5 protein-coding genes are annotated in these 5,887 nt (G+C 66.6%); 3 read left to right on the forward strand and 2 right to left on the reverse strand.

Going from position 1 to position 5,887, the window contains the following annotated elements; all coding sequences use genetic code 11:
* A partial coding sequence (locus ACXJL8_RS31565; protein ID WP_456686196.1) for a flavin monoamine oxidase family protein occupies nucleotides 1–986 on the reverse strand: 986 nt, incomplete at its 3' end.
* 190 nt (nucleotides 987–1,176) lie between these two features.
* Between ACXJL8_RS31565 and ACXJL8_RS31570 the strand changes: the two genes are divergently transcribed.
* Complete coding sequence (locus ACXJL8_RS31570) at nucleotides 1,177–2,154, forward strand: YiiX/YebB-like N1pC/P60 family cysteine hydrolase (protein WP_456623184.1); 978 nt, start codon at nucleotides 1,177–1,179, stop codon at nucleotides 2,152–2,154.
* A 178-nt stretch (nucleotides 2,155–2,332) separates the two neighbouring features.
* Here ACXJL8_RS31570 and ACXJL8_RS31575 read toward each other — a convergent pair whose 3' ends face one another.
* The gene (locus ACXJL8_RS31575; RefSeq protein WP_007598521.1) at nucleotides 2,333–2,608 is read right to left on the reverse strand and encodes a metal-sensitive transcriptional regulator; all 276 of its coding nucleotides are present in this window, start codon (nucleotides 2,606–2,608) and stop codon (nucleotides 2,333–2,335) included.
* Between the two features lie 63 nt (nucleotides 2,609–2,671).
* Here ACXJL8_RS31575 and ACXJL8_RS31580 point away from each other — a divergent pair, with 63 nt between their 5' ends.
* Together ACXJL8_RS31580 and nikR are read left to right on the forward strand one after the other, a co-directional pair.
* Nucleotides 2,672–5,149 carry a heavy metal translocating P-type ATPase gene (locus ACXJL8_RS31580; RefSeq protein WP_456623183.1) on the forward strand — a complete coding sequence of 826 codons (2,478 nt, stop codon included), beginning with the start codon at nucleotides 2,672–2,674 and terminating at the stop codon, nucleotides 5,147–5,149.
* A gap of 168 nt (nucleotides 5,150–5,317) precedes the next feature.
* Complete coding sequence (nikR, locus tag ACXJL8_RS31585) at nucleotides 5,318–5,764, forward strand: nickel-responsive transcriptional regulator NikR (protein ID WP_456623182.1); 447 nt, start codon at nucleotides 5,318–5,320, stop codon at nucleotides 5,762–5,764.
* Nucleotides 5,765–5,887: the final 123 nt, after the last annotated feature.

Raw genomic sequence — 5,887 nt, forward strand, 5'->3', positions numbered from 1 at the left:
ATCGAGCACAGCGAGGAGCCGCCGAAAATGGCGAACATCAGCGCCGTGCGCGTCGAATTGCTCTGCTCGATCAGGATGTCGTCGCGCGACAGTCCGAGCGGATTGCCCGGCAGCTGCAGCACGATGTGATCGTAGCTGCCGAGCGTGAGCTTTGCGGCGGCATCGAGCGTGCGCTTCGGGATGTCGGGCGCGAACTTGATCGCGCCCGCGGTCAGCACATTGGTCGAGACCGTGATGATGGCGGCGCGCGCGGCGATCTTGCCGGACGGCGTCTCCACGCTGACGTCGCGATTGCTCCAGGCGATGCGGCTCGCCGGCGTCGCCAGCGCGACCGGCGCCTGCTCGCCGAGCTTGCTGATCAGCGTGCCGAGGCCCTGGCGGCAGGCGATCGCGGCATTGCGGTCCTGCGCGCGGGCCTTGTCGATCGCCGACAGCTCCTTCAGGTCCTTGCCGGCAAAGCTCGCACCCAGCACGAACTCGGCCGCGCCCGCCCAATCGCCGAGATCCTTCGGCAGCACCGCGGCGCAGGATGTATCGARCTTGCCGCGCGCGGCTTCGTCGATGGCGCGGTTGGCACGCACCAGCGCCGCCAGAAATTCCTCGGTCTCGCCGGCGCGCGCATTGCGGCGACCGATGCGCATCCTCTGGCCCGACGGCGCCGGCAGCACGTCGAGCCCGGCGCTGCGCGCCAGCCGGATCATCGGATTGGTCTCGGGATTGTGCATCCAGCGCGCGCCGCGATCGAACGGCACGTCGAACGTCGTCGCATCCGTGATGCAGCGGCCGCCGATCTGCGATGCCGCTTCCACCACCACGACCTTGCGATTGGCCGCCATGACGCGCCGCGCCGCGGCAATCCCGGCCGCGCCTGCGCCGATCACGACAATGTCAGCCTCGCGCGGCAGGGGTGCGGCCGTTGCGCGCAGGACCGGCGCTGCGGCAAGGGCTGCCGACGCCGATAGGAAGCTGCGGCGCGTGATTGTCATGTCATGGTTTCCGGGGACTTGCGGCGAACGGGAACAGCTAGCGAACCTTGCCGCATCCGATGTTGCGCGGCAACTATCATGGTGAATCAATCGTGCTTGACCTCACGGGGCTATGAACTGAATTGCAACACGTTTCGACCATGGTAGAGAAGGAAAAAACAAGGCCGGAAAAGGCCATGGGGAGTTCGACATGGGGACCGTCCTAGACTCAGTCGGCAAGCTGATTGCCGCGTACCTCTCGAAGGAGGTGCCGGGCTATGAGCCGTTCACGCCGAGCGATCCGGAGCATCTGCGCGGCATCATCGAGCCCGGCGACGTGCTGCTGGTCGAGGGCAACAACCGCATTTCCGGCATCATCAAATACCTGACGCAGTCGACCTGGTCGCACGCCGCGCTCTATGTCGGGCCGATCGAGGGGGCGGAAGAGCCCAATGGCGAGCAGCACGTGCTGATAGAGGCCAATATCGGCGAAGGCGTCACCTCCGCGCCGCTATCGAAATATTTCCCCTATCACACCCGCGTCTGCCGCCCGGTCGGGCTGTCCCACGAGGACCGCACCACGGTCTGCCGCTATGCGATCAACCGCATCGGCTTCGGCTACGACACCAAGAACATCGTCGATTTGATGCGCTTCCTGTTTCCGCTGCCGATCCCGCAGCGCTGGCGGCGGCGCATGATCGCGATCGGCTCGGGCGATCCCACCAAGATCATCTGCTCGGCGCTGATCGCGCAGGCCTTCGACGCCGTACGCTATCCGATCCTGCCGAAGATCACCAAGGCCGGCAGCCGCGCCGCCCGCCGCGAGATCCTGCACATCCGCGATTCCTCGCTCTACATGCCCCGCGACTTCGACATCTCGCCCTATTTCGAAGTCGTCAAACCCACCATCGTGCACGGGTTCGACTACACCGCCCTGCACTGGGCCGACAAGCAAAAGCCGCTCGAGGAGGTAGCCGGCACGTTCGGTGTGTTTCCAGAAGCGATCAGTGCGCCGCCGCTCGTTCCTGAAGCGATTGACGAAGAGGCGCCGGTTCCGGCTGAAGAAGTGATCGGGCAGCCCGCCGAGATGGTCGAACGCGTTACCATCTCGGAGCATTTCCTGCTGCTGAAGAAGATCGCGATGTACCGCCCGCGCCGACGGGCACGCACGCGCGAGAGGGCGGCGTAACTCCGCCGTCGTCCCGGCGAAGGCCGGGACCCATACCGCGTGATTTATCGATTGCAGGCGGTAGTCGTACCGAACCACGAGTCTTCGCCAAACTCCTCCCTGGGGTTATGGGTCCCGGCCTTCGCCGGGACGACGTGGAGGGGGATCGTGTGCGCCCCCAATGGCCGAGCGTGCGAGCCTACCGCTCCGCCCGTCCGATCACCGCCATCAGCTCCGCGATCTTCTCGCGCTGGTCGGCCTTGTCGCCGCTTGCGATCGCGTGCTCGACGCAATGGGCGACGTGGTCCTTCAGGACCTCCTCCTCGACCCGGCGCAGCGCGGCACGCACCGCCGAGATCTGCGTCACGATGTCGATGCAGTAACGGTCTTCCTCGACCATTTTCGAGAGGCCACGAACCTGGCCCTCGATCCGGCCGAGCCGTTTTCCGACAGATGCCTTGATGTCCTTGCGCATGCCGTCTATATACCCCTACCGGGTATGGGTTGCAAGGACCAAGCGCAAGGCCGGAGCATGGCAATGAACGACGCCGAACACGAGCACCATCACGACGCGAACGGTCACACCGGATGCGGCTGTTCGAGCAAGGCCGCGACGCCGCCGAGCGACAAGCCTGCGGCAGCCTCATGCTGCGGCGGACACGGCGATCATGCCGGCCACGCCCATCATCACACCCATGACCACGGCGCCGCAGCGACGAAGGTGCACGACCCCGTCTGCGGCATGACGGTCGACCCGGCGACATCCAAGCATCACTTCGACCACCACGGCGAGACCTTCCATTTCTGCTCGGCCGGATGCCGCACGAAATTTTCCGGCGATCCCGCAAAATACCTCGCCAAGAAAAACGAAGAGCAGAAGGCGCCCGAGCCCGAGATGCCGGCGGGCACCATCTACACCTGCCCGATGCATCCGCAGATCCGCCAGGTCGGACCCGGCACCTGCCCGATCTGCGGCATGGCGCTGGAGCCGGAGGTCGCGAGCCTCGAGACCGGCCCCAACCCCGAGCTCGCCGACATGACGCGGCGGTTCTGGATCGGCGGCGTGCTGTCGGTGCCGCCGGTCGTGCTCGAAATGGGCGGCCATCTCGCCGGACCGCACAACTGGATCGATGCGGCGCTGTCGAACTGGATCCAGCTCGTCTTCGCCACGCCCGTGGTGCTGTGGGCCGGCTGGCCGTTCTTCGTGCGCGGCTGGCAGTCGCTGGTGACGCGCAACCTCAACATGTTCACGCTGATCGCGATGGGCACCGGCGTCGCCTATGTCTACAGCATCATCGGCACGCTCGCGCCGCAGATATTCCCTGCGACCTTCCGCGGCCATGACGGCGCCGTTGCCGTCTATTTCGAGCCTGCCGCGGTCATCACCGTGCTGGTGCTGCTCGGCCAGGTGCTGGAGCTGCGCGCCCGCGATGCGACGTCCGGCGCGATCAAGGCGCTGTTGCAGCTCGCGCCGAAGACTGCGCGCCGCGTCGAGCCTGATGGTAGCGAGCACGAGGTCGAGATCGACGCACTTCATGCCGGCGAGCACTTGCGCGTCCGCCCCGGCGAAAAAGTGCCGGTCGACGGCGTCATTCTGGAGGGCCGTTCCTCGCTCGACGAATCCCTCGTCACCGGCGAATCCATGCCGGTCACCAAGGAGATCGGTGCGAAGGTGATCGCCGGCACGCTCAACCAGTCGGGCAGCTTCATCATGCGTGCCGACAAGGTCGGGCGCGAGACGCTGCTGTCGCAGATCGTGCAGATGGTCGCGGACGCGCAGCGCTCGCGCGCGCCGATCCAGCGCCTCGCCGACCAGGTCGCGGGCTGGTTCGTACCGATGGTCATCGTCGTTGCCGTCGCCGCATTTGCGGCCTGGGCCTGGTTCGGACCGGAGCCGCGGCTCGCCTTCGGCCTCGTCGCCGCCGTCAGCGTGCTGATCATCGCCTGTCCCTGTGCGCTGGGGTTGGCGACCCCGATGTCGATCATGGTCGGCGTCGGCCGCGGCGCGCAGGCCGGCGTCCTGATCAAGAATGCCGAAGCGCTGGAGCGGCTGGAGAAGATCGACACGCTCGTGGTCGACAAGACCGGCACGCTGACCGAGGGCAAGCCCAAGGTGGTGGCGATCGTCGCTTCGGCCGGCTTTGCCGAGGATGACATCCTCCGCATTGCAGCCAGCGTCGAGCGCGCCAGCGAGCATCCCCTGGCCGATGCCATCGTGCGCGCGGCGAAGGAGAAGCAGCTCGCCCTCGGCCAGGTCGAGCAGTTCGATTCCCCGACCGGCAAGGGTGCGACCGGGAAGGTCGACGGCAAGACCATCGTGCTCGGCAATGCCAGATATTTCGCCTCGATCGGCATCGACACCAAGGCGCTCGACGCCGAGGCCGAGCGCCTGCGCGGCGACGGCGCCACTGTCATCAACATGGCCGTCGATGGCACGCTCGCGGGCCTGTTTGCGATCGCCGATCCGGTCAAGGCCTCGACACCGGAGGCGCTGAAGGCGCTCGCCACCGAGGGCATCAAGGTGATCATGCTGACCGGCGACAACCGCACGACGGCGCAAGCCGTCGCGCGTCGGCTCGGCATCACCGAGGTGGAAGCCGAGGTGCTGCCGGACCAGAAGAGCGCGGTGGTGACGAAACTGCAAAAGGCCGGCCGCAGCGTCGCGATGGCCGGCGACGGCGTCAACGACGCACCGGCGCTGGCTGCGGCCGAAGTCGGCATCGCCATGGGCACCGGCACCGACGTCGCGATGGAAAGCGCCGGCATCACCCTGCTCAAGGGCGACCTTGTCGGCATCGTGCGTGCGCGAAAGCTGTCGCAGGCGACCATGAGCAATATCCGCCAGAACCTGTTCTTCGCCTTCATCTACAACGCCGCCGGCATTCCGATCGCGGCCGGCATCCTCTATCCGGCGTTCGGCATCCTGCTGTCGCCGATCATCGCGGCGGCGGCGATGGCGCTGTCCTCGGTGAGCGTGGTCGGAAATGCGTTGCGGCTGCGCGCGACGCGGCTGTGAGATGAAGGTGCGCTCCCTCGCCCCGCTTGCGGGAAGACGCTACAAAGGCGTCGTAGCCCGGATGGAGCGAAGCGCAATCCGGGGTCTGTCCTCATAACGAGGCTGTCCCGGATTTCGCTTCGCTCCATCCGGGCTACGGACCGCGGACACGCGCGAGGGAGCATCTTGATGCAGCGAATTACGATCACGATCGAGGACGATCTGCTGGCGGAGATCGACGCCGCGGCGGAGGCCCGCGGCTACCAGAACCGCTCCGAGATCATCCGCGATCTCGCGCGCGCCGGCCTGCAACAGTCGACCGAGGACACCGCGCAGACCGGGCCCTGTGTCGCCGGCCTCGTCTATGTCTACGACCACGCCGCGCGCGATCTCTCAAAGCGCCTGGTGCAGGAATTCCACGGCCACCACGACCTGGCGCTGGCGACGCTGCACGTCCATCTCGACGACAACAACTGCATGGAGATGACGGCGCTGCGCGGCGCGGCCGACGAGGTCAGGCATTTCGCCGACCACATCATCGCCGAACGCGGCGTGCGCTACGGCCGCGTGGTGATGATCCCGACCGGCGAAGGCAAGCAGGCGAAGGCGCGAAAGCACGGGCAAAGGCATGAGTAGGTCTGCCGCATAGACGGTGCGTTCCCCTCTCCCCTTGTGGGAGARGGTGGCGCGACGCGCCGGATGAGGGGTCTCTCTCCGCGAGCTCGAAGAGGAGTGGTCGCGGAGGCATACCCCACACCC

It is taken from the genome of Bradyrhizobium sp. P5_C11_2 (assembly GCF_054049755.1).